This is a genomic window from Segatella copri (assembly GCF_949820605.1).
GTDB lineage: Bacteria > Bacteroidota > Bacteroidia > Bacteroidales > Bacteroidaceae > Prevotella.
Map to the genome: position 1 here is coordinate 92,092 of NZ_CATKVU010000007.1, position 22,609 is coordinate 114,700.

18 protein-coding genes and 2 pseudogenes are annotated in these 22,609 nt (G+C 47.8%); 5 read left to right on the forward strand and 15 right to left on the reverse strand.

Translation table 11 applies throughout. The features are described from left to right. Positions 1–149 precede the first annotated feature (149 nt). Positions 150–1,523 (reverse strand): sigma-54-dependent transcriptional regulator, encoded by a 1,374-nt coding sequence (locus RCO84_RS15140; RefSeq protein ID WP_317585573.1) that lies wholly within the window; start codon positions 1,521–1,523, stop codon positions 150–152. Between the two features lie 302 nt (positions 1,524–1,825). Between RCO84_RS15140 and RCO84_RS15145 the strand changes: the two genes are divergently transcribed. Genes RCO84_RS15145 through RCO84_RS15155 form a run of 3 tightly spaced genes read left to right on the forward strand, consistent with a single transcriptional unit; the run spans position 1,826 to position 4,660 of the window. After that, entirely contained in the window at positions 1,826–2,389 is a 564-nt protein-coding gene (locus tag RCO84_RS15145; RefSeq protein ID WP_317585575.1) for a serine O-acetyltransferase, read from the forward strand. A 5-nt stretch (positions 2,390–2,394) separates the two neighbouring features. Beyond that, positions 2,395–3,867: a lipopolysaccharide biosynthesis protein gene (locus RCO84_RS15150; protein ID WP_317585576.1), complete on the forward strand. Its 1,473-nt coding sequence runs from the start codon at positions 2,395–2,397 to the stop codon at positions 3,865–3,867. Further along, positions 3,839–4,660, forward strand: coding sequence for a LicD family protein (locus RCO84_RS15155; protein WP_317585578.1), 822 nt, complete (start codon positions 3,839–3,841; stop codon positions 4,658–4,660). Before RCO84_RS15150 ends, RCO84_RS15155 begins: the two co-directional genes overlap by 29 nt. Before the next feature lie 28 nt (positions 4,661–4,688). Here RCO84_RS15155 and RCO84_RS15160 read toward each other — a convergent pair whose 3' ends face one another. From RCO84_RS15160 to RCO84_RS15175, 4 genes are read right to left on the reverse strand one after another with little or no spacing between them, the layout of a single operon-like run. Then, the gene (locus RCO84_RS15160; protein WP_317585579.1) at positions 4,689–5,606 is read right to left on the reverse strand and encodes a hypothetical protein; all 918 of its coding nucleotides are present in this window, start codon (positions 5,604–5,606) and stop codon (positions 4,689–4,691) included. Positions 5,607–5,624: 18 nt separating this feature from the next. After that, a complete protein-coding gene (locus RCO84_RS15165) occupies positions 5,625–6,710 on the reverse strand; it encodes an NAD-dependent epimerase/dehydratase family protein (protein WP_317573098.1) in 1,086 nt (361 codons plus the stop codon). A gap of 16 nt (positions 6,711–6,726) precedes the next feature. Then, a complete protein-coding gene (locus tag RCO84_RS15170) occupies positions 6,727–7,446 on the reverse strand; it encodes an IspD/TarI family cytidylyltransferase (protein ID WP_287820417.1) in 720 nt (239 codons plus the stop codon). Between the two features lie 51 nt (positions 7,447–7,497). Further along, positions 7,498–8,856: a DUF6080 domain-containing protein gene (locus tag RCO84_RS15175; RefSeq protein WP_317575980.1), complete on the reverse strand. Its 1,359-nt coding sequence runs from the start codon at positions 8,854–8,856 to the stop codon at positions 7,498–7,500. A gap of 192 nt (positions 8,857–9,048) precedes the next feature. On the opposite strand from RCO84_RS15175, the gene RCO84_RS15180 reads away from it, so the two are divergent. Then, a complete protein-coding gene (locus RCO84_RS15180) occupies positions 9,049–10,074 on the forward strand; it encodes a hemolysin activation protein (RefSeq protein ID WP_317585580.1) in 1,026 nt (341 codons plus the stop codon). Between the two features lie 71 nt (positions 10,075–10,145). On the opposite strand, the gene RCO84_RS15185 is transcribed toward RCO84_RS15180, so the two are convergent. From RCO84_RS15185 to RCO84_RS15200, 4 genes and pseudogenes are all read right to left on the reverse strand, one after another. Further along, on the reverse strand, positions 10,146–11,624 hold the full coding sequence (locus RCO84_RS15185; RefSeq protein ID WP_317585581.1) for a DUF6080 domain-containing protein: 1,479 nt from the start codon (positions 11,622–11,624) through the stop codon (positions 10,146–10,148). Between the two features lie 148 nt (positions 11,625–11,772). Further along, positions 11,773–12,872: pseudogene (locus tag RCO84_RS15190) on the reverse strand (PDDEXK nuclease domain-containing protein). A 39-nt stretch (positions 12,873–12,911) separates the two neighbouring features. Then, a complete protein-coding gene (locus RCO84_RS15195) occupies positions 12,912–13,349 on the reverse strand; it encodes a GtrA family protein (protein ID WP_287797825.1) in 438 nt (145 codons plus the stop codon). Positions 13,350–13,401: 52 nt separating this feature from the next. Continuing rightward, positions 13,402–14,382: an acyltransferase family protein gene (locus RCO84_RS15200; protein ID WP_317585582.1), complete on the reverse strand. Its 981-nt coding sequence runs from the start codon at positions 14,380–14,382 to the stop codon at positions 13,402–13,404. Positions 14,383–14,745: 363 nt separating this feature from the next. Between RCO84_RS15200 and RCO84_RS15205 the strand changes: the two genes are divergently transcribed. Continuing rightward, positions 14,746–16,167, forward strand: coding sequence for an ATP-binding protein (locus tag RCO84_RS15205; RefSeq protein WP_317585584.1), 1,422 nt, complete (start codon positions 14,746–14,748; stop codon positions 16,165–16,167). A 21-nt stretch (positions 16,168–16,188) separates the two neighbouring features. On the opposite strand, the pseudogene RCO84_RS15210 reads toward RCO84_RS15205, so the two are convergent. From RCO84_RS15210 to nadD, 6 genes and pseudogenes are all read right to left on the reverse strand, one after another. Then, positions 16,189–16,831, reverse strand: a pseudogene (locus tag RCO84_RS15210) (HAD family hydrolase). Positions 16,832–16,835: 4 nt separating this feature from the next. After that, positions 16,836–17,741, reverse strand: a complete 906-nt coding sequence (locus RCO84_RS15215) for a decaprenyl-phosphate phosphoribosyltransferase (protein ID WP_287839420.1) — start codon at positions 17,739–17,741, stop codon at positions 16,836–16,838. A gap of 36 nt (positions 17,742–17,777) precedes the next feature. Then, the gene (locus RCO84_RS15220) at positions 17,778–18,782 is read right to left on the reverse strand and encodes an acyltransferase family protein (RefSeq protein ID WP_317575975.1); all 1,005 of its coding nucleotides are present in this window, start codon (positions 18,780–18,782) and stop codon (positions 17,778–17,780) included. Positions 18,783–18,922: 140 nt separating this feature from the next. Next, a complete protein-coding gene (locus tag RCO84_RS15225) occupies positions 18,923–20,068 on the reverse strand; it encodes an acyltransferase family protein (protein ID WP_317585587.1) in 1,146 nt (381 codons plus the stop codon). Positions 20,069–20,070: 2 nt separating this feature from the next. Next, positions 20,071–21,978 carry a phosphoethanolamine transferase gene (locus RCO84_RS15230; RefSeq protein ID WP_287820272.1) on the reverse strand — a complete coding sequence of 636 codons (1,908 nt, stop codon included), beginning with the start codon at positions 21,976–21,978 and terminating at the stop codon, positions 20,071–20,073. Positions 21,979–22,033: 55 nt separating this feature from the next. Then, positions 22,034–22,606: a nicotinate (nicotinamide) nucleotide adenylyltransferase gene (gene nadD / locus RCO84_RS15235; protein WP_287820273.1), complete on the reverse strand. Its 573-nt coding sequence runs from the start codon at positions 22,604–22,606 to the stop codon at positions 22,034–22,036. Positions 22,607–22,609: the final 3 nt, after the last annotated feature.

Consider the following 22,609-nt stretch of genomic DNA (forward strand, 5'->3'; position numbering starts at 1 on the left):
ACAATAGGCGTGCCAGAAAATGATGAATTTTGTTAAGTATCTGATAATCAGTGATGATGGTGTTTTGTGCAAGAAACGGGATGTGGGGAAAGTGGGGAAAAGGTGTAGAAAAATTCCCCAATATAGTGTGGAATATATTGGGGAATCTTTTACTCCATGCCGTATTTCTTCATTTTGTTGTAGAGTGTCTTGCGGTCGATGGCAAGCAGTTGGGCTGCCTTGCTCTTGTTGCCGTGGGTGGCTCTCAGGGCAGCGGCGATGCTTTCCTGTTCCGACTGTTCGCTGTGCAGCTGCATATTGATTGGTCGGGCTGTGGAGGTTTGTGCCATCGTCTTCTCCAGTTCCTGGGCACCGATATACTTGCCACGGGTGAGCAGGGTGGCGCGCTTCATCACATTGTTCAGTTCGCGCAGGTTGCCCGGCCAGTCGTATGAGGCAATGATTTCTGAGGCTTTGGCATCCATTCCGAGCACATTCTTGCCCAGTTCCTGGTTGGCATGCTTGATAAAGAGGTTGGCAAAGAGGAAGATGTCGGCACCTCTGTCCTTGAGGGCAGGCATGTAGATGGTAAACTCGTTGATGCGGTGATAGAGGTCCTCTCTGAACTTGCCTTCGGCTACCGCCTGCGCCAGATTCTCGTTGGTGGCACAGATGAGTCGGATATCCACATCTATCTCCTGCGTGCTGCCCAGCGGACGAATTTTTCTCTCCTGCAAGGCTCTGAGGAGCTGCACCTGTACTTCGTAGTTGAGGTTTCCCATCTCATCGAGGAAAACCGTTCCACCGTTAGCTATCTCGAAGGCACCCTTCTTATCCTGTTCGGCTCCGGTAAAGGCACCCTTCTTATATCCGAAGAATTCAGATGCTGCCACCTCCTTAGGGATGGCGCCGCAGTCGATGGCATAGAAAGGCTTGTCCTTGCGCAGACTCTGTTCGTGGATGCTGCGCGCCACATATTCCTTTCCGGTGCCGCTGGCTCCGAGAATGAGCACTGACATCGGGGTTGGGGCAACGAGCGAAACGAACTCGTAGAGCTGTTTGGAAGCCTCGCTTTCACCTTTTATATATCTAGGCACCTCCGTAGCGCCCTGCTGCTCTTCTTGGGACGCATCCTGCATGGCGGCAGATTCCGCACGCTGAGGGGCAGAAACCGCAGAAACAGCTGACTGGATAGCCTCACGGATTTTCTCTAAGAGGATTTCGGGATGGAAGGGTTTAGCCACGTAATCGGTAGCACCCGATTTCATGGCACATACGGCATTCTGAACCTCTGCATAGCTAGTCATTACGATAAAAGGCAGGTGGGCATCGGTCTTTCTGATATGCTGGAGCAATACCAGTCCGTCATGGTCGGGCAGGCGCAAGTCGGAAAGAACCAGATGGAATGCATCGCCGGCTCCCATCGCTTTGATAGCAGCGCCTACAGATGTTACCCTTTCCACATCGAATCCTTTCTTTTTGAGCCAAGTCTGTATCATGGTTCCGAATGCCAAATCGTCTTCTACAATCAATATCCTCTTCATAATGTTCAGTTTTATCCTCTTCTAAAATATCGTTATATATAACTTTGTGCAAAGGTACGGAAAAGTTGTATGGAAAGCTATTTAATTCACATTATTTAGCATTAAAACCGACTAAAATTCTACAAACCCTGTTCTATTATCTTATTTTTAGTGAAAAGAACAATTGTTTTCGGATAAAAGCATGCTAGTTGCTTTATTTTTTGTATCTTTGCATAAGAAAAGCTGCACTCGGCAATTTGAAAGCAAGCTTTCATTGCACTCGTTTGCATTTTCTTTGCATAAGATAAATAAGATTTAGAGTCATGAATCCGATAGTACAAACCATCATATTGTCAGCTTCGGCGGTGCGCATATTGCCGCATATCGCTCTGTATCTGCTCCATAAGAAGGAGATAGATGCCGACCTGCTGAAGGTGCAGGACAGGAAGCCTACGGTGCTCAATCTGATTAAGGCATGCACCCGCGAAAGGAGTTTCCGCAATCTGTTTTATTACCGCATGGGCGAATACCGTTCGGTTTTCATCAGCTGGCTGTTGCCTCCCGAGCGTACGATGACCATCTGGTGTCCGCATATCGGGGAGGGTGCGCATCTGGAGCACAGCTATGCCACCTATCTCAACGCAGAAAGTATAGGTGATGACTTCTACTGTCTGCAGATGGTGACGCTGGGCAACGGCAAGGGCGGCAGACCTATCATCGGAAATGACGTGAAGATTTATACCGGCGCCACGGTCTTCGGCGGCATCCATATCGGCAATCACGTGACGATAGGCGCCGGTGCCGTGGTATTCCAGGATATTCCCGACGGGGCTACCGTGGTAGGGAATCCGGGGAGAATAGTAAAACAGGAAGATAAAAAAGATTAGAAGATATGGCAGAAACACTGAAGGAGAAAACAGCCAAGGGACTTTTCTGGGGGGCAATGAACAATGGAGCGATGCAGGTTATCGGACTGGTATTCGGCATCATCCTGGGACGATTGCTGTCGAAGGAAGACTACGGAATGATGGCGATGATCAATGTGTTCCCGCTGATAGCAATTGCGCTCCAGAACAGCGGATTCGCTTCTGCCATCGGTAACCTGAAGCATCCTATCTCCAATGATTACAACTCCGTGTTCTGGTTTAATATCATCGTGGGCGGTTCTCTTTATGTCATCCTTTTCCTCTGTGCCCCTTTCATTGCAGATTTCTATCATGATGACCGGCTTATCGCGTTGTGCAGGCTGGCTTTCGTCACGATTCTCTTTTCCAGTCTGGGTACGGCTCAGGCTGCATTCCTCTTCAAGAACATGATGGTGAAGCAGCAGGCGAAGGCGAGTATCACGGCGGTGCTGCTGTCGAGTAGCGTGGGTGTGCTGATGGCATGGAATGGCTTTGCCTATTGGTCGTTGGCAACCCAGGGCGTGGTCTATGTAGGACTGAATACCCTGCTGGTATGGCATTATTCCACCTGGCGACCTTCGCTGAAGATAGATTTCACGCCTGTGAAGACGATGTTTCCGTTCAGCTTCAAGATAGCTGCCACAACCATCGCCACCAAAATCAACGACAATGTGATGAATATCCTTTTGGGACGTTTCTACAACAATGCCATTACGGGTAGCTACAACCAGGCTTATCAGTGGAACTCGAAGTGTTATCTGCTGTTGCAGGGAATGCTGAATCCGGTCATCCAGCCAACGCTGGTGAATCTCTCTGACGACAAGGAGCGCCAGCTGATGGCTTTCAGGAAGATGGTGAGGTTTATCTGCTTCCTTTCCTTCCCCCTGCTGTTCGGACTGGGACTCGTTTCCAATGAGTTTATCATCATCACGCTGACCGAGAAATGGCAGTCGAGTGCAGAACTGCTGCGCATGCTGTGCGTGGGCGGTTCGGTGATGCCGCTATATACGCTGTTTTCCAACGTGGTGATCAGCAAGGGTAAATCCGGCGCCTATTTCTGGTGTACGGTATCGCTGAGCGTTACCCAGATTGTGCTGATGCTGTTTCTCTGGCCTTACGGCATCCGTCTGATGGTATCGGTCTACGTGGCGTTGACCATCATCTGGATGTTTGTATGGTATGCGCTGGCTTACCGCTATATCAGCTACCGTCCGCTCGACTTTCTGAAAGATACCTGTCCGTTCCTGCTGGCGGCTCTGGGCGTGATGAGTCTCACCTATCTGGCAACGATGAGCATTACCAATCTGGCATGTCTGCTCCTGGCAAGGGTCGTGATGGCAGCCGTATTGTATTTCTTGGTCATGAAGATAGCCCGGGTTGCGATATTGGACGAGTGTATCCGTTTTGTATTAAAGAAAAAAATAGAAGAATATGATGGAAAATCAGACAAGACAATATAGTAATGAGGAACTGAGAGCCCGGTTCAATCCTGAAGGTTCCCAGCTGTGGAAGCATCAGCAGAGGATGGTAGAGCTGCTGCTGGCTTTTGATGCCATCTGCAAGCGCCATCACATCCGTTACTGGCTGATAGGCGGTACGCTGATAGGTGCAGCCCGCCATCAGGGTTTTATTCCCTGGGATGATGATATGGATGTGCAGATGCTGCGGGAGGATTATCTGAAGATGATAGAGATTCTGCCCCGAGAACTGGATGAAACGATGGCGCTGCAATGCAGACAGACGGACGAAAACTACTTCTTCCAGTATGCCAAGTTGAGAGACCGCCGTTCGGTGCTGGATGAAAACAATGGCTATGACAGGATTTTCAAGGAGCGTGGCATCTATATAGATATCTTTCCTATCGACAAGCATCCCAAATGGCTGCAGCGGCTGTCGATACAGACCATCGGACACACCTATAAGATATTGAAGCGGAAGGACCTGAAGGATGAGGTGATTATCGGCAAGGTGATGCGCTGGGTGCATCTGAATGAACGGGTGATTTATCCGGTGATGAGGGGCATCGCCAGACTGACCGGTGGTGTCTATCTGGATGCTTTCGGCGTGCCTTTTGTCGTAGAGCGCCATCTGGAAGACATCTTCCCGCTGACTACCCTGGAGTTTGAGGGGCATCAGATGCCTGTGCCGGGCAACTACGACAAGGTGCTGACCGACCAATATGGCAACTATATGCAGTTGCCGGATCTGGACAAGGTGAATCTGCACGTCGGCAAGTTGGAGTTCAAATCATGAACCGGTTATAAATGGAAAATTCCAGCAACTAAAGCGATTGCTTGAGTTGCTGGAATTTTTGTTGGCAGTGCTGCTTATAGCTGTAACCGAACCATTTGCGCTGGTATTTTCTATAGGTATAGATGGCGCAGAATCTGAGGGAATCGAAGAGTGAATGTCTGCCCACCTCATAGATGGTAGGCGGAATCCTGACAAAATACAGGTCTGCCACCGTATCGAAAGCCGAGAAAGCCTTTGCCCCCGGCAGACTCAGCAGCCATTCTTCTGCCATGAAACGGTTGTGCAGCTTGGTATCTTCGTCTAGGGCAGGGAGCGTTCTGAAATAAGACGCCTTCGCCCACCAGAAGTTGCCGGCATACATCCTGTTCTTGAATGGAGGGAAGAGATAGCTTCCGTAGGTATCATATCCCGCTTCCAGGGTGTTGACAGCCACTTTCCACTGGTTCATCAGGAAATATTCCATCATTCTTCTCCATGCCACGATCTTATCCACGAACCCCCTGAATTCCCTGTCTTCCTGATGCAGGGTAGTCTGATAGGTGATTCCTTTGGTATGGAAATAGTAGAAGAGGAAGTCTTCGTGCTGCGATTTCTCATACATATAGTCGAGTGCCGGAAATTCGAATCGCTGTGGATTGGTGGTCTTGGAAACAAATTCTATCTTATCTGCCGCATATTGTCGCAGGATATCTTCCAATTCCATGATATCTTCGTTGTTTCTGGCGATGCAGCTGATATAGAGTCGGTTGCTTGCCTCGAGCAGTCCGCTGTCGGCGAGATGCTGCATCTGTTCCCTTACCATCTCTTTCCAGTTGGCGTCGCAGAAGATATGGTAGATGCCGTAGATGGGAGTAGAACAGGCTGGAGTATGGCTCCAGGACGACAGGTCCTTGCGCTCGTATATTCCCAATGTACTCTTGTATATTCTCTTTAGAATGGATGTCATGATGCTGATGGATGCTTTTTAATGAGATGCAGATGATGCTTTCAAGGAATTGATGAGACGCTGGAACATGGTTTTCATGTCGTATCTTGGCGTCCAGCCGAGCTGATGCACCTTGCTGCAGGACAGACGGAGCCGGGTCATCGGAGAATAGCCCATGCCTTCTTTCAGCTGGATTACCGGCTGGATATCCGGATTGAAAGTGTTGCAGAGGAACTTCGCCATATCGATGATGGAAATGTAGGTTGACTCGTTGGCAACATTGTATGCCTCACCGTCTTCACCCTTCAGCAGGATGAAAAGGATTGCCTCGATGGCATCAACCGTATAGCAATAGCAGCGGCTCAGTTCACCGGTGGTATGGAGAACGATGTCTTCTCCGGCAATGATGTTGCGGGCAAACTGTGCGAAAACGCGGTTGTCATCTGCCGTAACTCCTGCTCCGAAGGTCTGGGCGAGGCGGGCAGTCTTGACATGCACCCCATATTCGCGGGCATAGGCATGGCATAGGCATTCGGCTGCTCTCTTGGCTACGGGATAGCTGCTGCGGGTATCTGAAAGATGGATGTAGCCCTGCTCTTCCTCGCTGAGCGGATGGGAATCATCATAGATGCTTCCATATACCTCCAGGGATGAAACATTGACGATAGAGGCGGTGTTCTGGCAGAGGGCGAAACGCAGGAGCTGGGCTGTGCCGTCGAAATCGGTCATCATGGTTTCTACCGGCTTGCTGACAAAGTATTGGGATGCAGTAGGACTGGCAAAATGCACCAGATAATCGATATGAACCTCCTGCGGCAGCTCCTCTGTCTTGCTGAAATCATGCTTCAGAATCACGATGTTCTTGCCCAAAACCTCTGCAGAATGGGCATCTCCCTGAGGATGTCCCAGTACCTGCTGCGCCTTTTCAGCGTTTCTTACGAAGCATACGATGGTCAGGTTCAGTCCGTGCTGTCTGTCGAGTTCTTCCAGGCAATGAACCATGCAGGAGCCCAGCAAGCCCGTAGCTCCCGTAATGCCGATGGTCTTGTTTCTCAGTTGTTCGTAAAGCGGAAAGCTTTTGGCAAAGTCTTTCCAGTCTTCCAGTTCTATTTCGTTATGTTTCATTTCTTCTCTATCTTTATCAGAAACCGAAAATCTGCTGGTTCTCATGTACCGTTACCATGGCACGGAACACAAAGAAATCGGTTGGTGTTGTAATCTTGATGTTCTCCATCGGACCGATGATGGTACCGAGTTTATAGCCGTAGTGGCTCATCATCGTACAGGAATCGATGAAGTTGTGTCTGCCTTCTTCAATCGCCTTGCGGTGTGAAGAGAGGATATCTTTCAGTCGGAAACTCTGTGGCGCTCTGGCAATCAGAGAATTGTCTCGTTCCGGAATTTCCAGCGAGTTGTCTTCCTGTTTTACGATGAAAGTCTCTGTGGCTGGTATACAGGTGATGCAGGAGCCGCATTCTTCCACCTTTCGGATATTGTCTGTAATGGTTTCCTCGTTGATGAGTGGGCGTACGCCGTCATGAATGAGCACGTTGGCATCCTTGCCGCCGGCAAACTCCTCGGCAGCACAGAGTCCGTGATAGATGGAATCCTGTCCGCTGTTGCCACCCGGTACAATCTTCACCACCTTGCTGATTTCGAACTTGCGTATCATCTTCTCCAGGAAAGGAATCCATGATTCGATGCAGGCTACGACGATGCCATCTATCTCCGGATGATTGTCGAACAATTCCAAAGTATAGATGATGATAGGTTTGCCGTTCAGTTCCAGAAACTGCTTAGGTCTTGACTTGGTGTGCATTCTGAGGCCGGAGCCTCCTGCAAAGATGACTGCTATGTTCATAAGATTCCTTTTTTAGAGAGTTATTATAAAGAATGGGGCTTTTGGGACCGCTTATTTCATGATCTGGGTTGCCTGGTCTGACATGTAGGTGAACAGCCAGTAGCCATTCCATGCCCAGAGATACAGGGTGAGTAACCAGCAGAAATATCTCAGGATAACCTGTTTGCCCGGTGTGAGCGTCTTCATCAGATAGGCGATGGCAATAGGAATGATGAATATCCAGTGGCAAGCCATGATATACATCTCGTTCAGACCGAATCCCATCACAAAATGGATGACGATGTCTAATCCTAGCCAACTCAGTACCAGAAGGAAGAATCTGTGCCGGATGCCAACCACGATGCCGATGATGAACAGCAGCGAGATGATGGCTTCGATGACATAATTGAATGCATAGTTATACTTCACGATGGTAGGGCGGTTTACGCACATATCGTCCAGAAGATAAGAGTCGTGGAGCTGGATGGATTCTCCCATCATGTTGTGAATCAGGGCATCGGTCCTGGAAGTTGACGTATCGGTCCATTTCCAGAATCCCTCCTGCTTCATCGGTTCTCCGGTATGTGCCATAACCCAGGCGTGATGGATGGAATCCTTCCGCTGCTGTTCCGGGTCCTTGGCATGTGCCTTTACCTCAATCTGCTTATCTGCATGAAACTGGGGTTCCCTTACCTCCGTATAGATAAGATAGGCAGTAGTTACCAGCAGGATGGCTGGCAGAATCATAGCCACGAGATTCTTAGGGGCGAAGACCTTCCTGCCGTTGGTAAACCAGGCTGCCAGATAGGTCTTGGCAATGTTGCTGAGGGTGACCCCTCCGGTCAGGAAACTGAGGATGCCGATGGTCCAGGCAGACAGTTGGCGTCTCTTCTTCATCGCCATGCCTGCCAGATACAGCGTCATGGTCAGCATGAGGAGCGACCAGCAGAAGTGGTCGGGTACCAGCATGGAAACCATCACCATACCGAAGGAATAGAGCATGGTGGAGAAAAGAATGCAGTCTTTCTTCTTCAGTTCTATGATTTCCCGGAAGATGCGGTATACGAAGATGAAGGAATAGAAGGCGCTTGCTATGAGCAGGATAGCCATGAATATCATCGCATAGTTGGTATCGCCCGAAGATATCAGTTCCTTATTGATGAGATAGAAAGGATAAAGGATGACTGCAAAGAGCGGATGGCGCGGAATCTCGAAATAGAGTTTGCCATTCGACATAAAGATATACGACCATGCATCAAAGCCGGATACATGGAAGGTTTTGGCGAACAACTGCCAGAAGCTGACGTGGTGCGCTCTGAGGAAAAGGTTGCCGTATTTGTAGAAGAACAACCCGTTGAGCAGCACGAATACCAATAGAGCCACGAGGCCCGGTATCCTTTCTTCTTTCTTTATTTTAAAAATATTCTTCATTGTCTTATTCTTATTTTGGGTGCAAAGTTAGTGTAAAAAATTGATTGTGAGAAGAAAAATGAGGAAATATTTCGTTTTGTCTGGTTTTTGTGGCGGTTTTATTTGGCGTTGTCTTCTTTTTAAGTTATCTTTGTGGCAAAAAAGGAAATGACAGTTTCCGATGATTGTGTATCGTTAACGAATATCATATATATGAAACAGCCAGCTAAGATTGATGTCGCCGTATTGATGCTCTTCTTCAATCGTCCCGACAATTTTCAGAAAGTGTTCGACGAGGTGAAGAAGGCTCGTCCTGCCAAGTTGTTCCTTTATCAGGATGGAGCAAGGGGCGAACGTGACGTGTCGGGTATCGAGGCTTGCCGGCAGATTGCATCTGATGAGAATATTGATTGGGAGTGCGAGGTTCACCGCTCTTATCAGACAAAGAACCAGGGATGCGACCCGTCGGAGTATCTCTCCCAGAAATGGGCTTTCTCGATGGTGGATAAGTGCATCGTGCTGGAAGATGACGATGTGCCGAGCCAGTCGTTCTTCCCTTTCTGCAAGGAGATGCTCGACCGCTATGAGCACGATGAACGCATCGCCATGATTGCCGGATTCAATGAGGATGAGATAACGCCCGATTGCGAGGACAGCTATTTCTTTACCTCTATCTTCGCTATCTGGGGATGGGCTTCCTGGCGTCGCGTGGTGGATAAATGGGAGGGTGACTATGCCTTCCTGCGCGACAAGCAGGCTATGCAGCGTCTGCAGTCGCTGGTGAAGCAGCGCGGATTCCGCAAGGATTTCATTCCGATGTGCCGGGATCATGCCCATAGCGGCAAGGAGTTTTATGAGAGTATCTTCTGGGCTTCGATGCTGCTGAATTCCAGTTTGGCTATCATGCCATCCAGGAATCTCATCAACAATCTGGGTCTCTCTGCAGATTCTACCCATTTTGCGGGTAGCATGAAGACCACCCCGAAAGCTTACCGCCGTATCTTCACGATGAAGCGCCATGAACTGGAGTTTCCGCTGAAACATCCTAAATATGTGGTGGAAAACGTAGATTTCAAGGAACGGTTGTACAAGACCAATGCCTGGGGACATCCGCTCATCAAGATGTCGCGCTCTCTGGAGGAACTGCTACTGAACTTGCGCTATGGCAATTTCTCAGGCATCTTCAAGGCAATGGGGCGCCGCTGGCGCAAAATGCTGGGAAGTGATAAGCATGTTTAATCGCAGACTTAAAATAAATAAGCACGCCTGCTCTCTGACTTGATTGAGAGTGGACGTGCTTATTCTTTTATTTAGCAGAAATATCCGATAATCAGGATGCCGTTATATATCAGCAGGAAGAGTCCTATGGTGAGCAACAGACTCTTCAGACAGAGGCTGTAGCGCTGATGCCTGGTTTCTTTCAGAAGGAAACCGATGGCGATAGGGAGGGCATATATCCAATGGCCTGACATGATATATACTTCGTTGAGACCGAATCCGAGTCCGATATGCAGCAGCATGTCGAGGCCGAAATACGACATGACCAGCCAGAGATACCTGCTCTTTCTGCCAGCCCAGATGCCGGCAAGGAACAGGATGATGATAAGTGCCTCCACGATATAGTTGAAGGCATATCGGTAGTTGACGAACATCGGGCGGTGGCGCAACTCATCCTGCAGCACGTAATCCTGATGCAGCTGGATAGATTCGCCCATCAGGTTCTCTACGATAGACAGGGTTCGGGAACTGGTGGCATCGGTCCAGTTCATGAATTCGCCTTTCATGATAGGGGCACCTTGCTTAGGTCCTCTTTTCTTTCTGGCTTCATTCCGTGCCAGTTGCTTTGCCTTCTGTATGCTGTCGTTCTTGGCTTTCTGTGCTATTTCTTCAGGCGTAATGATCTTCAGACCTCTTTGGATGGAATCTTTTGTCAGCGAATCCTTTATCTGTTTGAGTTGTGCCATACGCTCCTGTCGGGCTTTCTTTTCGGCAGCCTTCTTGGCTTTCATCTCCTTTCGTGCCATCTCGACAGGCCATACAAAGGTGCGGTATTCCCATCGGCAGAATCCCCATAGCAGGGCTGCTGGCAGGATGACTGCCAGAAGGAGATGTTTAGGGCGGAAGAAACGCTTTCTGTTGACAAAGAGGGCTGAAAAGAAGATTTTCAGACCATTATTGAGTGATGTGCCGGCTGTCAGAACGAAATATACCACCGTTTGCCATATCTTGAGCGGGTGGTTATGTTTGATTCTGCGTCCGGAGACGTAGAGTGCCAGAATGAGCAGCAGCATGGAGATGACGAAGTGGTCGGGCACGATGCAGGTTACCATGACGTAGCCGAAGGAGAAGAACAGCAAGGTGAGAATAGAGGATGCTGCCTTGTCCAGTTCCAGTACTTCGCGAAAGATTCTCTGCAGGAAAAGGGTGGCATAGAACCCGCAGAACATCTGGATGATTACTGCGATGAAAAGGGCACAGTTGTAGCCTGTGAGTTTCATCAGCCCCATATTGATGAGGTAAGGGATATACATGTAAAAGGCGAGCAGCGGGTGGCGGTATACATTATATGCCGCATTCCAATCGCTTAATACCCAATAGGTTAAAGGGTCGAAACCGGATACGCAGAAGTGGCGGATGAAGTTCTTGTAATAGTCATCCGTAACGAGGGTAAAGGTACCGGCATAGCGGGCTATCACTACACCATTCAGTATGGCTAGTGCCAGGAAGATGCCCAGTGCGAGCCATCTTTCCTCTTTCTTGATTTTAAAAATATCGAATATCTTTTTCATATCTTTTTTTTATCGTGTTTTGGGAATCCCCTTATTTCTTCAGGAAGAACCTTACCAGGAGAAAGTTTACCGGGATGCAGATGCAGAGGGTGGGTATTTATTCTTGATATCCATTCTTCTATCTGCTCCCTACGACTTGGATGCTTTTTTAATTGATGTTGTTTTCCTCAAATTCTGCAATCCATTCTTTGACCTTAGCTTGCAGCAAATTCTTATCTGGCAAATACAACTGATAAGCAGAGGCGTAAATATTTGCATCTTTAGGTAATGTCAGTTCTACAAGCGCGTCATTCTTCTCCTTGCATAAAACAATATACCAATCGTTGTTTTTTCGAAGTCTTGTTTTATATATCGGTCAAAATAATTAACGTACATTTGCATCTGACCAAGATCTTGATGAGTGAGCTTGTCAATCTTTAAATCGATAAGAACATAGCATTGCAGAAGACGGTTGTAAAGTACTAAATCTACATAGTAATTGTCTTCATCAAAGGTGAAACGCTTTTGCCGTGCTTCAAACAAAAATCCCTTTCCTAATTCGAGTAGGAATTGCTGCATTTTGCTGATGATGGCATTCTCTAACTTAGATTCTGAATAAGCTGCATCAGGCTTTAAGCCTAAGAACTCTAAAGTCAAAGGATTCTTGATGACATCAGAAGCTTTCTCTACAGTTTGTCCTTCCTTTGCTAGTCGCATCACCTCATCCTTGTTACGACTTAAAGCTAATCGTTCATAAAGGCAACTGCCCACTTGACGACAGAGTTGTCTTTTAGACCATTGCTGCTGAACACATTCTATTTCGTAGAATGAACGTGCATCTGGATTTTCTACACGCATCAGAATGAGATAATGACTCCAGGAAAGATTAAAAATCTGATGTTCATCTGCTTTTGAATTGGCTAACCACTGGTTAGCCTTTTGGCTTTCAACAGAAAAATCAGTATTTAGTCTTTCTGCGTATGTAAGATAAAATTGTTTTATGTTCTTTAAGCTTGGATATGACCAGCCACTCCCAAAACGCTCTGTCAGCTTTTGGGATAAATCCTTTATAACCTGTTTCCCGTATTGCGCACGAATATTTCCTTTCTGTTCATACTCTACGATATATTTGCCTATATAATATTTGGTATAGACTTCTGCAGTGTTGACTGAAGTCTTCACATAAGATCTTGTTTGCTCAATGAGAGCAGACACCTTACTAAATAAGTCCTCATTATTTTTGGCTGTTTTTATCATTTCATTTGCCATAACTCTATTATTACTATTATATATTATACAATATATATTCTATTTCTTCAGGAAGAACCTTACCAGGAGGAAGTTTACCGGGATGCAGATGCAGAGGGTGGGTATCATAGCCAGCTGTTTGGCTAGACCCAAGCCTACGAAGAGGTTGAGGCAGAGGGTCTGCATCGAGTAGTTGACGATGTGGGAGAGGGTGAATCCTGCTCCGCGCTTGGCATTCGCCTTTACCTTGAAGGTATAGCGGGTACTGGCGATGAAATTGAAGATGAAACTCACGATGTAGGCGATGGTGTTGGCTGTGGTAGCCAGGCTGTGGTCGCCCATGTCGGGGATGAAATGGGTCAGCGCCGGCATCATAGCCAGGTAGATGACATATTGCAGTACCGTAGCCAGTCCGCCTACGATTCCGAATCTGATGACTTCGCCCAGCTTCTCCCGCTTGGCATTATCCATATTATTTATCTTGTTCTTGATATTCATGTTGCAAAAGTACTTCAAAATCTCCAAATTACCAAATATATCGTGGTATTATTTATCTCAGCATTTTTCCTTTTCCGAAGAGATAAGCCAGATGGGTCTTCTCCATCATCTTGGCGATGCCGATGCTTCCGGCAATGGCGATGAAGATGGTAACGAGGGCAAAACAGATTTCGCTCCTGTCCCAGCTAAAGAGGGGATGATAGAACTTGGCTGCCATCGTAAAGATGGGGTGGAATAGGTAGATGGGTAGCGTGTTGCGGCCTATATATAATAAGGTGTCTTCTGTCTTTCGGACGCAGGCATTATCCTGTAGGCGTTTGATGAGGCTGTGTATCCACATCAGGGATGAAATGCAGCACCAGCAGGAGAATACGATGGCGAGCGTGCCCCAGTCGTACCATTCTTCTAAGCCCAGCAAGTTGATCCAGAGCAGCAGGGCAACCGGTGAAGGACGGAAAATTCTGTCAAAGCCGATATGGCATTGACTGAGCACCACTCCGATGAAATAATAGGTGGCGGCACTGGGCGAAAGAGCGGGTGTCTTGGACAGGAGCAGGAGTAGGGTGGCGAAGATAAAGAGGCTTGAGGTGGTGCTCATCGTCGTTTTTCCCTGTCTGAGGGTTCCCCAGGTTGCTCCCTTGAAACTGACGTAATAGAGAATGCCGCAGATAATCATGGTCTGGATGAACCAATAGGGACCGATGGAAGTAACGAATATCTTCTCGCAAATCTGAGAGAGTGACAGTTCCGTGATGCCATCTCTCACCGGCATGAAATAGGAGAGTACCGAGAAACCGGTTACCATGATGACGTAAGGCAAAGCGAGACACATCAGGTATCTTCCCATCTCCTTTGGGCTTTTCTCGATATTCACGAGATAGCCTGTGATGATGAGGAAGGTAGGCATCATGAACGAGAGAATGCCTGCCTTGAGCTGGGGGTATGCGTTGCCGAAGCTCACGATATGAATCAATATCATGAGAATAATGAGTATGGCTCTTATCCAGTCGATGTCTGTATTCCTTTGTTTCATAATGAATATATTCAAAATCTTTACTTGTTGATGTTACAATTGGTGGCAAATATACATAAAATATTCTTTTCCTCAAAATCTTTTTGCCTAAAATTCCCCCAGATTCTCAAAATCTTGCCTGTGTAAGTCTTAAAGAACTGTACGGCACGGGCTGAAAGCTCAAAAGCTCTTAGCCCAGGGGAATAATAGCAATCTACAAGGCATTCTATAGCCAAATCGAAGGAAAATTGCTCGATTTGGCCATAGTATAACCTATTCTTTAGCCAAATCGAGTTAAAATTCATCGATTTGGCTATAGAATCCTTGTTTTTCTCGGATAATTATCTTATATTTGCACCATCATTAAAGTTAGATTTAAAAGGTATGGAGCAAATTATCGGACGAAAGAAAGAAATCGAGCTGTTGACAGAATATTATCATTCTGGCAAAGCTGAGTTTGTGGCTGTATATGGCAGGCGTCGTATCGGCAAGACTTATCTTGTGAGAAATCTCTTCCGTGATAAGTTTGCCTTTGATATGTCTGGGTCTATAGAGGCACCAGCTGAGGCGCAACTCTCTAATTTCGGGTTTGCGCTGAGGGAATATGGAGATTCCAAACAGCCTATTCCTACGAATTGGACAGAGGCTTTTGAGGCATTAAAACAGTTGTTAAAGGCAAAAATGAAAAGAGAACGACTCGTTGTTTTTATCGATGAACTACCGTGCTTGGATACGCCGAAATCTGGTTTTCAACAGGCTTTTGAGCACTTTTGGAACGGATGGGCAGCTTACCAAAGTGAAATCATGCTTATCGTTTGTGGCAGTGCCACGTCGTGGATGATAGCCAATCTGATAGATAGTCATGGTGGGCTTCATAATAGGATAACGCACGAGATGTGTCTTGCTCCTTTTACTCTTTGTGAGACGGAACTGATGCTGCAAGCTTATGGATTCTCATGGACTCGCATTTCTATCCTTCAGATATATAGCATCCTTGGTGGGGTGCCTTATTATCTCAGTTTGTTGGATAAAAAGCAAGGTGTGGAAGGGAATGTCGACAGATTGTTTTTCTCATCCCACGCTGAACTGAAGCGAGAATATGGAAGACTATATTCGTCCTTGTTTAGAAATTCTGAGTCCTATATGCGTGTCATAGAGGTACTTGCCTCATGCAGACAAGGTATGACCCGAAAGGAAATCATGGAGAAATTGAAGCTGAAATCGGGTGGAACTTTGACAAAGGTTCTTAGTGAATTGATAAATTGCGATTTTGTAAGAGGGTATAATACCAGGGATAAGAAGATAAAGCAGAAAGATCAAATCTTTCAGCTCACCGACCTCTATACATTATTTTATATGACGTTTTGCCATCCTGGTACGACGGACATGGGATATTGGACTCACTTGATGGGAAAACCTCGTCAAAATACTTGGTATGGCTTGGCTTTTGAGCGAGTTTGCATGTTGCATATTCCTCAAATCAAGCATTTCTTGGGGATAGACCAAATCCATACCGAGTATTATTCTTGGCGAAGTAAGGTTTCAAAGCCAGCTGCGCAAATCGACTTACTGATAGAACGTGCCGATAATCTCGTGAATCTATGTGAAATCAAGTATTCGCAGCTGCCTTACACGATCACTAAGGAGGAGGATATGCGCATTCGTAATCGTATGGCAGATTTCGTGGCAGAAACTGGGATAAAAAGTGGCATTATCCCAACGATGATTACTACTTTTGGCGTGCGCTTTACACAGTATGCAGCCTTGGCTCAAGTACAAATTACAATGGACGACCTGTTCACTTGATTTTGGGCTAATAACCACGTTTTATCTAAAAGGCTTGTAAATGACCTTTATCGGCATAGGCGAGCATCTCCTTGTCGCCTCGGCTGTCGCCAAATGCCTCTATATCATATTGCGTGCGGTCGAAAGATAATGAGGGGGTACCGTAGGTATTGGCGGCAGTGGTGGTCAGTGCCTCGCAGATGCGATGCACCTTTTCCTCGCCATAACAGTTGTTGCTCTTGAACTTACCGGTAAGTCTGCCGTCAATCACTTCTATCTGGGTGCCTAAAACCCTGACTCCATCTAGACCGCGAACTTTAAAGAACGGGCGGACCCAATTGTCGATGCTGGCACTTACGATGAAAACCTGAGCACCTGCAACCAGGGCTTCGTGTACTAGCGTAACACCTTTGGGGCGCAACAGATGCTGGTATTCTTCGGCAAAATCGCGGCAGAGCGCATCAAACTTCTCGATACGCATGCCGGCAAAAAGATGGGCAAAGATGAGTTGCTTCGCCTTCCAGTTGGGAAAGAGATGCAGCTTCATCAGTACCAGGAGCGGACTGTACATCAGGAAAACCATCAGAAAACGACCGGTACCCTTGGCATATCTGATGAATTCCAGCAGGGTATCGCTTGTTGTCAGCGTTCCGTCGAAATCGAAACAATATAATTTTTTCTTCATTTTCTTATACGATATAAATAAGGATCAGGAAGGAGAGCAACCAGGCGAGCACGATAAACTGGGTGATGCGGTCGCGCAGGATAATCTTCGTAGGGTCACCACTCTTCTGGTCTACCACAGCAATCTGGATGTATCTCAGCAAACCGACCAGCACAAAGACACTCGTAAGATAGAGATTCTCGGTATGGAAATTCTCGATAACCTCTGGACTCACCGTATACATGATGTAACATACCAGGGTTACGGAAGCCGTAATCGTGATAGCCTGGTTGATGAAAGTGAGGTTGTAGCGGATGGTATTCTTGCGGGGAGCCTCGCCCGTCTTCTCCATGCGCAGTACATCATCGCGGCGCTTGGCAAAACTCATGAAGAGGGTGATGAGGAAGGTCATCAGCACAATCCACTTACTGAGTACGATGCCCGTTGCTACACCACCTGCCAGCAGACGGAGTACGAAACCGAAGGCCACGATACACACATCGATGATGGCATATTGCTTGAATTTGGCGCAGTAGCCGAGATTCAGAAGCCAATAGAAGATGATGATTCCCATCGTCTCCCATGAGCCGAGTAGGCTGCATACACCCATAGAGAGGGCAAACATCAGGAACATCAGTCCGTATGCCTGTTTGATGCTGACCGCTCCCGATGCTATCGGACGATGGCACTTGACAGGGTGGCGGCGGTCGGCCTCCACATCATAGATATCGTTGAAACAATAGATGCTCGATGCGGCAAAACTGTAGGCGAAGAAAGTAATCAGACCCGCCAGCAGGGCATCTGCATGCAACAGGGCGCCGCCAAAGAACAGCGGTAAGAAGATAAAGCCATTCTTGATCCATTGCTTCGGGCGAACCAGTCGCAGCAGCGCAGCAAAACCTTTACTGTCTTCCAATTTATTCTCGTTCATAAAACTCCTATTTTTCTTAATAAATAAACTCCTTTTTTACTTGATAAACTTAGCTAACTCTTTAGAAATCCATCCGGCTATCTTGCTCAGAATCCATGCTGCAGGCAGGGTGATGCCTATGCAGATGAAGAAGGTAGGCCAATAGCCCAAGTGATGCGGTTCTATGTATTTCAGCACGAAGTGGATATGGAGCAGATAACACTCCAGGCTCAGCGCTCCCACAAACATGAACCCCTTGTTAAACCAGCTCGGTGTGCGGCGAAAGATGCGGTTCAGCAGCAGGATGCTGGTGATGGTGAGCGGGATATAGAGCATGCGTTCCAGGAAGAGCGGAAACATGCCGTGCTTCTCCTGTTCCAGGAAGATGCTCGCCAGCAGCGTCATCAGGAACATGAGCCATATCATCCATATCGAAGCACCGTCGAGCGTCTGTTTCTGTCTTACCATCTCACCCATGTTGATGCCGATGAAGAAGATAGGCACGCGGCTCCAGAAAATCTCCAGATGTCCTACAGCCTGATGTATCGGGGTAACATATTGTACCAGGATGCACCACATGATCATCACCACCGGCAGCCAGCGGTAGATAGGATGGCGCTTGATGAGTTCCATGTAGGCAGGGGCAAAGAGATAGAGCATCATCGTAGCCGGGATGTACCAGAAGTTGAGCTCATCATGCAGCCAGAACCCCCAGTTGATGGTTATCTCGCCAAAGAGATAGATCCAGTTCCAGGTGCTTCCGCCCTGGAAAGAAGGGATATAGAAGAGGCAGGCTATGATGAGCCAGGTAGGGTAGATGCGCAGATAACGGCGGATGAAGAAATGTTTGGCAGAAGAATTCTTCATCCACGAGAACCAGAGACCTATTCCGCTGAGAAAGAGGAACATGTCTACACCGACATTGCCCATTCTGCGAAGCCCGAAAAAGGCATCTTCTCTAGGCAATCCCACATGAAAGAGGATGATGAACAGCATGGCTGCTCCCATCAACTCGCCGCGAAACCGGCTAATATTCGCCAGTTCTATATCTTTAATCTTCATAAGCTAAGTGAAGAGTGAAAAAACGAAGAGTGAAGAATTCTCTTGTCTTCTTGTTTGTTTTTTGGTTATGGAGGTGAAAAACGAAGGGTGAGTTTCAATAGCTATTGAATTCTTCACTCTTCACTCTTCGTTCTTCACTCTCAATACTTCGGGTTGGGAATCTTCTTCATCAGTTGGGTGAAGAGCCATGCCAGGCAGATGCTCGATATGATGTAGAGGAGCAGACCGGCATAGATGTCGCCCTGACGGCTGATAGGGATGAATATCTTGCGGGTGATAGGGTGGCATACGAAGAGAGCGGCGGAGATGCTTCCCATCCACTCTAATACCTTATAAATGCCTGATAACCAGCTGATGTTCTGGAGTAGGTCGGCTACCAATACGCTCAGCAAACAGAAGAAGAAAGGCACGAAGGTCCAGCCAACCATGCTGCCGCTCAGACTGTAGATAAGCGACAGACAGAAGATGCAGCCAAAGAAGTTTGTGATAGGCGAATGGAAGGTCATCAGAATCTTCTCGCCATAGCGGGCATAGAGGATGCCCAAACCGAATGGCAGCATGCTGCCCATAAAGTTGTAGCGGTAGCGGTTCATCACTTCGCTCTCCGGATTGTCAAAACCCAGGATGAGCTGGATGCCGATGCAGATGGCCATCAATCCTACGGTCCATCCCCAATGGCGGCGATAGAGCAGCAGACGATAGACGATGTAGAGTTGCAGCATCAGACCGAAGAACCAGTACGGCCCCGGCCAGATAATGTTATCCGGATTTGGCAATACATTATTGAACATGCCCAGCATCGCAACAATGTCGAGCGCTGCATAGTGGTGAGAGCCAGGCGTGATAAGGTCGAGCATCGTGAATGCCACGAAACCTACTATCATCATCTTGAAGAGCTTCAGATAGTGATAGCGGATAAAGTGGAGCAGTTCGCGCCAGTTGATGCTTCCTGTAAGTTTCTTGCCCGAGATGTTGTACATTCTGGTCTGCTGTTCGGTAGAGAGATGAGGTTTAGCCTCATATTTCATCACCAGTCCGTAAGCACTCAGAAAGAGGAATACGGGCACACCGTAATGACCGAAGAACGAGAGCAGGTGCACAGGCAGGTTGAGGTCCATGCTGACCATTACCTGGTTCAGCCAGTCAACATTGTGCTGGAAGTATTGATACTCGTTCTCCTTGACAATAGGTCCCAGCCAATGGCAGTAGTTATGCAAGAAGATGCCGATGATGGCGAGTCCTCTCAGAGCATTGCATGCCGGGCGTGATAGAATAGCACTATTCATAATCAGTTTCTCCTTTCTTTCTTTTTTACCTTTTTACTTTCTTCCTTTTTTATCTTTTCCAAATGCGCATCACGAAGTTTGTCGTAGTCGGCTGAGTTTTTGAGGATACGTGGTCGCATCTCGTCATATTTCGGACTCAGGATGTTATATTCCTCCTTGTAGGTAGGTGTCTCAATGCCAGCCAGATACAGCAGGAGATGAGGCAGGGCATCGGTCATGAAGCGCTTGTCCTTAGCCTTGCGTATCTGACGGTAAATGTCGCGGTGGTTCCTGATATATTTTGGCGAACAGTATATCCAGAACGGAATTTCAAACTCATAGTGAGCCAGCGGCCAGTCGATTTCTGCAGAATGGTTACGGCAGATGAAGCCACGGTTCTCTTCATAGCATTCCTCGCCATGGTCGGGCACGTAGATGACGATTGCATCCTGCTTTTGGAAACGCTTTACAATCTGGGCTACGATAGAGTCGTTGTAGAGGGTGGCGTTATCGTAATGACTCAGCATCTTGCGCTGGGCATTGGTCAGTTCAGGACGTTTGTCTTCATAACTGCTTGCCCAGAACCGGGCTTGCTTCGTGCGGTAGCGCTGCTTATAGTTTACATGCTGGCCCATCAGGTGGAAGATGGTGAGGTTGTGCTCCTTCTGGAAGTTCTTCAGACTGTCATCGTAATCCTTCAGCAATCCGTCGTCCAAATCGTGGAGCTGGGTGTTGCGATGGTCAAACTGAATTTTGCTCAGTTCCGGGTTGTTCAGGAAGAAACCGCCGCTGAAGTCGTAAACCGCCTCCTTTGCCTGTGGCAGGAATTCGTTGGTGATGAAGGTTACGTTGTAGCCTGCCTTTCGGAACACTTCAGGGAAGAGCGGATAGTCGCACCATTCGCCTTTCTCGCCTACCACATGGGTAGAGAGCATGTTCTTGAAAACGAAACTGGTCAGGTTCCAGCAGGTTACCACATCGGTAAACTTGGTGAGTTTGCGCGATTTCTCCAAGGCTACCTGCTGTGGAGTAGTATCCATAAAATAGCCGTACTGCTGGGAATGATGGCGGCCGAAGCTTTCGCCGATAATCAGCACGATGTTTGGCGAGCGGTAGCTGCAGCTGTCAACCTTTACTTCGTGGGCAGCATGAATGAGTTGGGTAATCTGATGCGCAGCCAGCTGGTTGGCATAGATACTGAACTGGAGTCGGTAGACAGGCAGATAGAGTACAGCATGATCCTTTTCTGTCAGAATATGCTCTACTTCGCCTATCGTTCTACCGTTCATGAGTTTATGGTAAGCCATCTTGTTGTGCCAGGAGGTGCAGCATCCTATGATGAAGATGATGAGGCATAGGATTCCGAAACTGGCAGGCATGGCTGCAGTCATGCGGGGGATAGCCATCAGCCGTTTCTTGACAGAAGCCAACTCCAGAACGGTAATGATGAAAACGTATAGCTTGATGAGTCGCTTGCGGAAGATGGCGATGAGAATCTGGATGAGAGCCAGAAGCAGGATCCAGCCCACACTACTGAAGAGAACCTCGGCAGAGATGAGGGCTGAGAGAAAACTGCTAGCCTCCGAACTGTTGGTCTCGCCCACCAGCATCAGCATAGAAGGGTTGAGCGTAGAGCCGAAATTCACGTAGCAATAGGTGTCGGCGGCAGCTGTACTATATAATATAAGGTATAGTACGGCACGCAGACCCCAGCGCACCTTTTTGGGGAAGATGGCGACAACGGCACACACAACATAGAGGTCGACAAAGAGTTCCAGGAACAGATTGTCGTATAAAGTCCCCTTGGCTGGTGTAGTCACGATAGAACTGATCATGCCCAGCAGGTACATGAACACAAAGAAGTTGGCATTTCTGCGAATCGGCGCAGAAGCCACGTTCAGACACTTCTTAATGATTTCTTTCCAACTCATTTTTTGCTGTTTGTTGTTTAAATATGATTTAAAGCGGTTTCGGAGAGAGGGATGCCTAGAGCTGCCTGTAGTTTCTGACAGCCAGTTGCTCGATGCATTCCGGCACCATTCCCTTGATGCTTTCCTCCTCTTTGATACGCTTTCTGATTTCCGTGCTGCTGATGTTGAGCAGTGGAGTTTCTACGATGGTAACGCCTTCTGGCACATTGCCAATGCAGGCTCCCTGGCGCGGATAAACCACGATGGGATAGTGGGCTAGGATGTCGTCGTGGTGGTACCACTTGTCGAAAGCAGCCCAGTTGTCACCACCAATCAGCAGGGTGAACTCGTTTTTGGGGTAATCCTTGCTGATGGCTTGCAGTGTGCGCCAGGTATAAGATGGCTTAGGCAGGCGGAACTCGTAGTCGCATGCCTTCAGTTGTGGCTCGTGCTCCAGCGCTTTCTCTACCATTTCCAGGCGCAGCTGGTCATCGAGCAAGTCGGTAGCGGTCTTCTTGAATGGGTTCATGGGCGAAACCATGAACCACACCTCATCCAGGCAGACCTTCTCGCAAAGGCTTTTCGCCAATGCGATATGGCCCGTATGTATGGGGTTGAAGCTACCGCCAAAGATTCCTACCTTCTTCATTTC

Bases quoted from the DNA above. Each gene is read 5' to 3' on its own strand.
- RCO84_RS15140 (WP_317585573.1), bottom strand. From the start codon at position 1,523: ATGAAGAGGATATTGATTGTAGAAGACGATTTGGCATTCGGAACCATG.
- RCO84_RS15145 (WP_317585575.1), top strand. From the start codon at position 1,826: ATGAATCCGATAGTACAAACCATCATATTGTCAGCTTCGGCGGTGCGC.
- RCO84_RS15150 (WP_317585576.1), top strand. From the start codon at position 2,395: ATGGCAGAAACACTGAAGGAGAAAACAGCCAAGGGACTTTTCTGGGGG.
- RCO84_RS15155 (WP_317585578.1), top strand. From the start codon at position 3,839: ATGATGGAAAATCAGACAAGACAATATAGTAATGAGGAACTGAGAGCC.
- RCO84_RS15160 (WP_317585579.1), bottom strand. From the start codon at position 5,606: ATGACATCCATTCTAAAGAGAATATACAAGAGTACATTGGGAATATAC.
- RCO84_RS15165 (WP_317573098.1), bottom strand. From the start codon at position 6,710: ATGAAACATAACGAAATAGAACTGGAAGACTGGAAAGACTTTGCCAAA.
- RCO84_RS15170 (WP_287820417.1), bottom strand. From the start codon at position 7,446: ATGAACATAGCAGTCATCTTTGCAGGAGGCTCCGGCCTCAGAATGCAC.
- RCO84_RS15175 (WP_317575980.1), bottom strand. From the start codon at position 8,856: ATGAAGAATATTTTTAAAATAAAGAAAGAAGAAAGGATACCGGGCCTC.
- RCO84_RS15180 (WP_317585580.1), top strand. From the start codon at position 9,049: ATGAAACAGCCAGCTAAGATTGATGTCGCCGTATTGATGCTCTTCTTC.
- RCO84_RS15185 (WP_317585581.1), bottom strand. From the start codon at position 11,624: ATGAAAAAGATATTCGATATTTTTAAAATCAAGAAAGAGGAAAGATGG.
- RCO84_RS15195 (WP_287797825.1), bottom strand. From the start codon at position 13,349: ATGAATATCAAGAACAAGATAAATAATATGGATAATGCCAAGCGGGAG.
- RCO84_RS15200 (WP_317585582.1), bottom strand. From the start codon at position 14,382: ATGAAACAAAGGAATACAGACATCGACTGGATAAGAGCCATACTCATT.
- RCO84_RS15205 (WP_317585584.1), top strand. From the start codon at position 14,746: ATGGAGCAAATTATCGGACGAAAGAAAGAAATCGAGCTGTTGACAGAA.
- RCO84_RS15215 (WP_287839420.1), bottom strand. From the start codon at position 17,741: ATGAACGAGAATAAATTGGAAGACAGTAAAGGTTTTGCTGCGCTGCTG.
- RCO84_RS15220 (WP_317575975.1), bottom strand. From the start codon at position 18,782: ATGAAGATTAAAGATATAGAACTGGCGAATATTAGCCGGTTTCGCGGC.
- RCO84_RS15225 (WP_317585587.1), bottom strand. From the start codon at position 20,068: ATGAATAGTGCTATTCTATCACGCCCGGCATGCAATGCTCTGAGAGGA.
- RCO84_RS15230 (WP_287820272.1), bottom strand. From the start codon at position 21,978: ATGAGTTGGAAAGAAATCATTAAGAAGTGTCTGAACGTGGCTTCTGCG.
- nadD (WP_287820273.1), bottom strand. From the start codon at position 22,606: ATGAAGAAGGTAGGAATCTTTGGCGGTAGCTTCAACCCCATACATACG.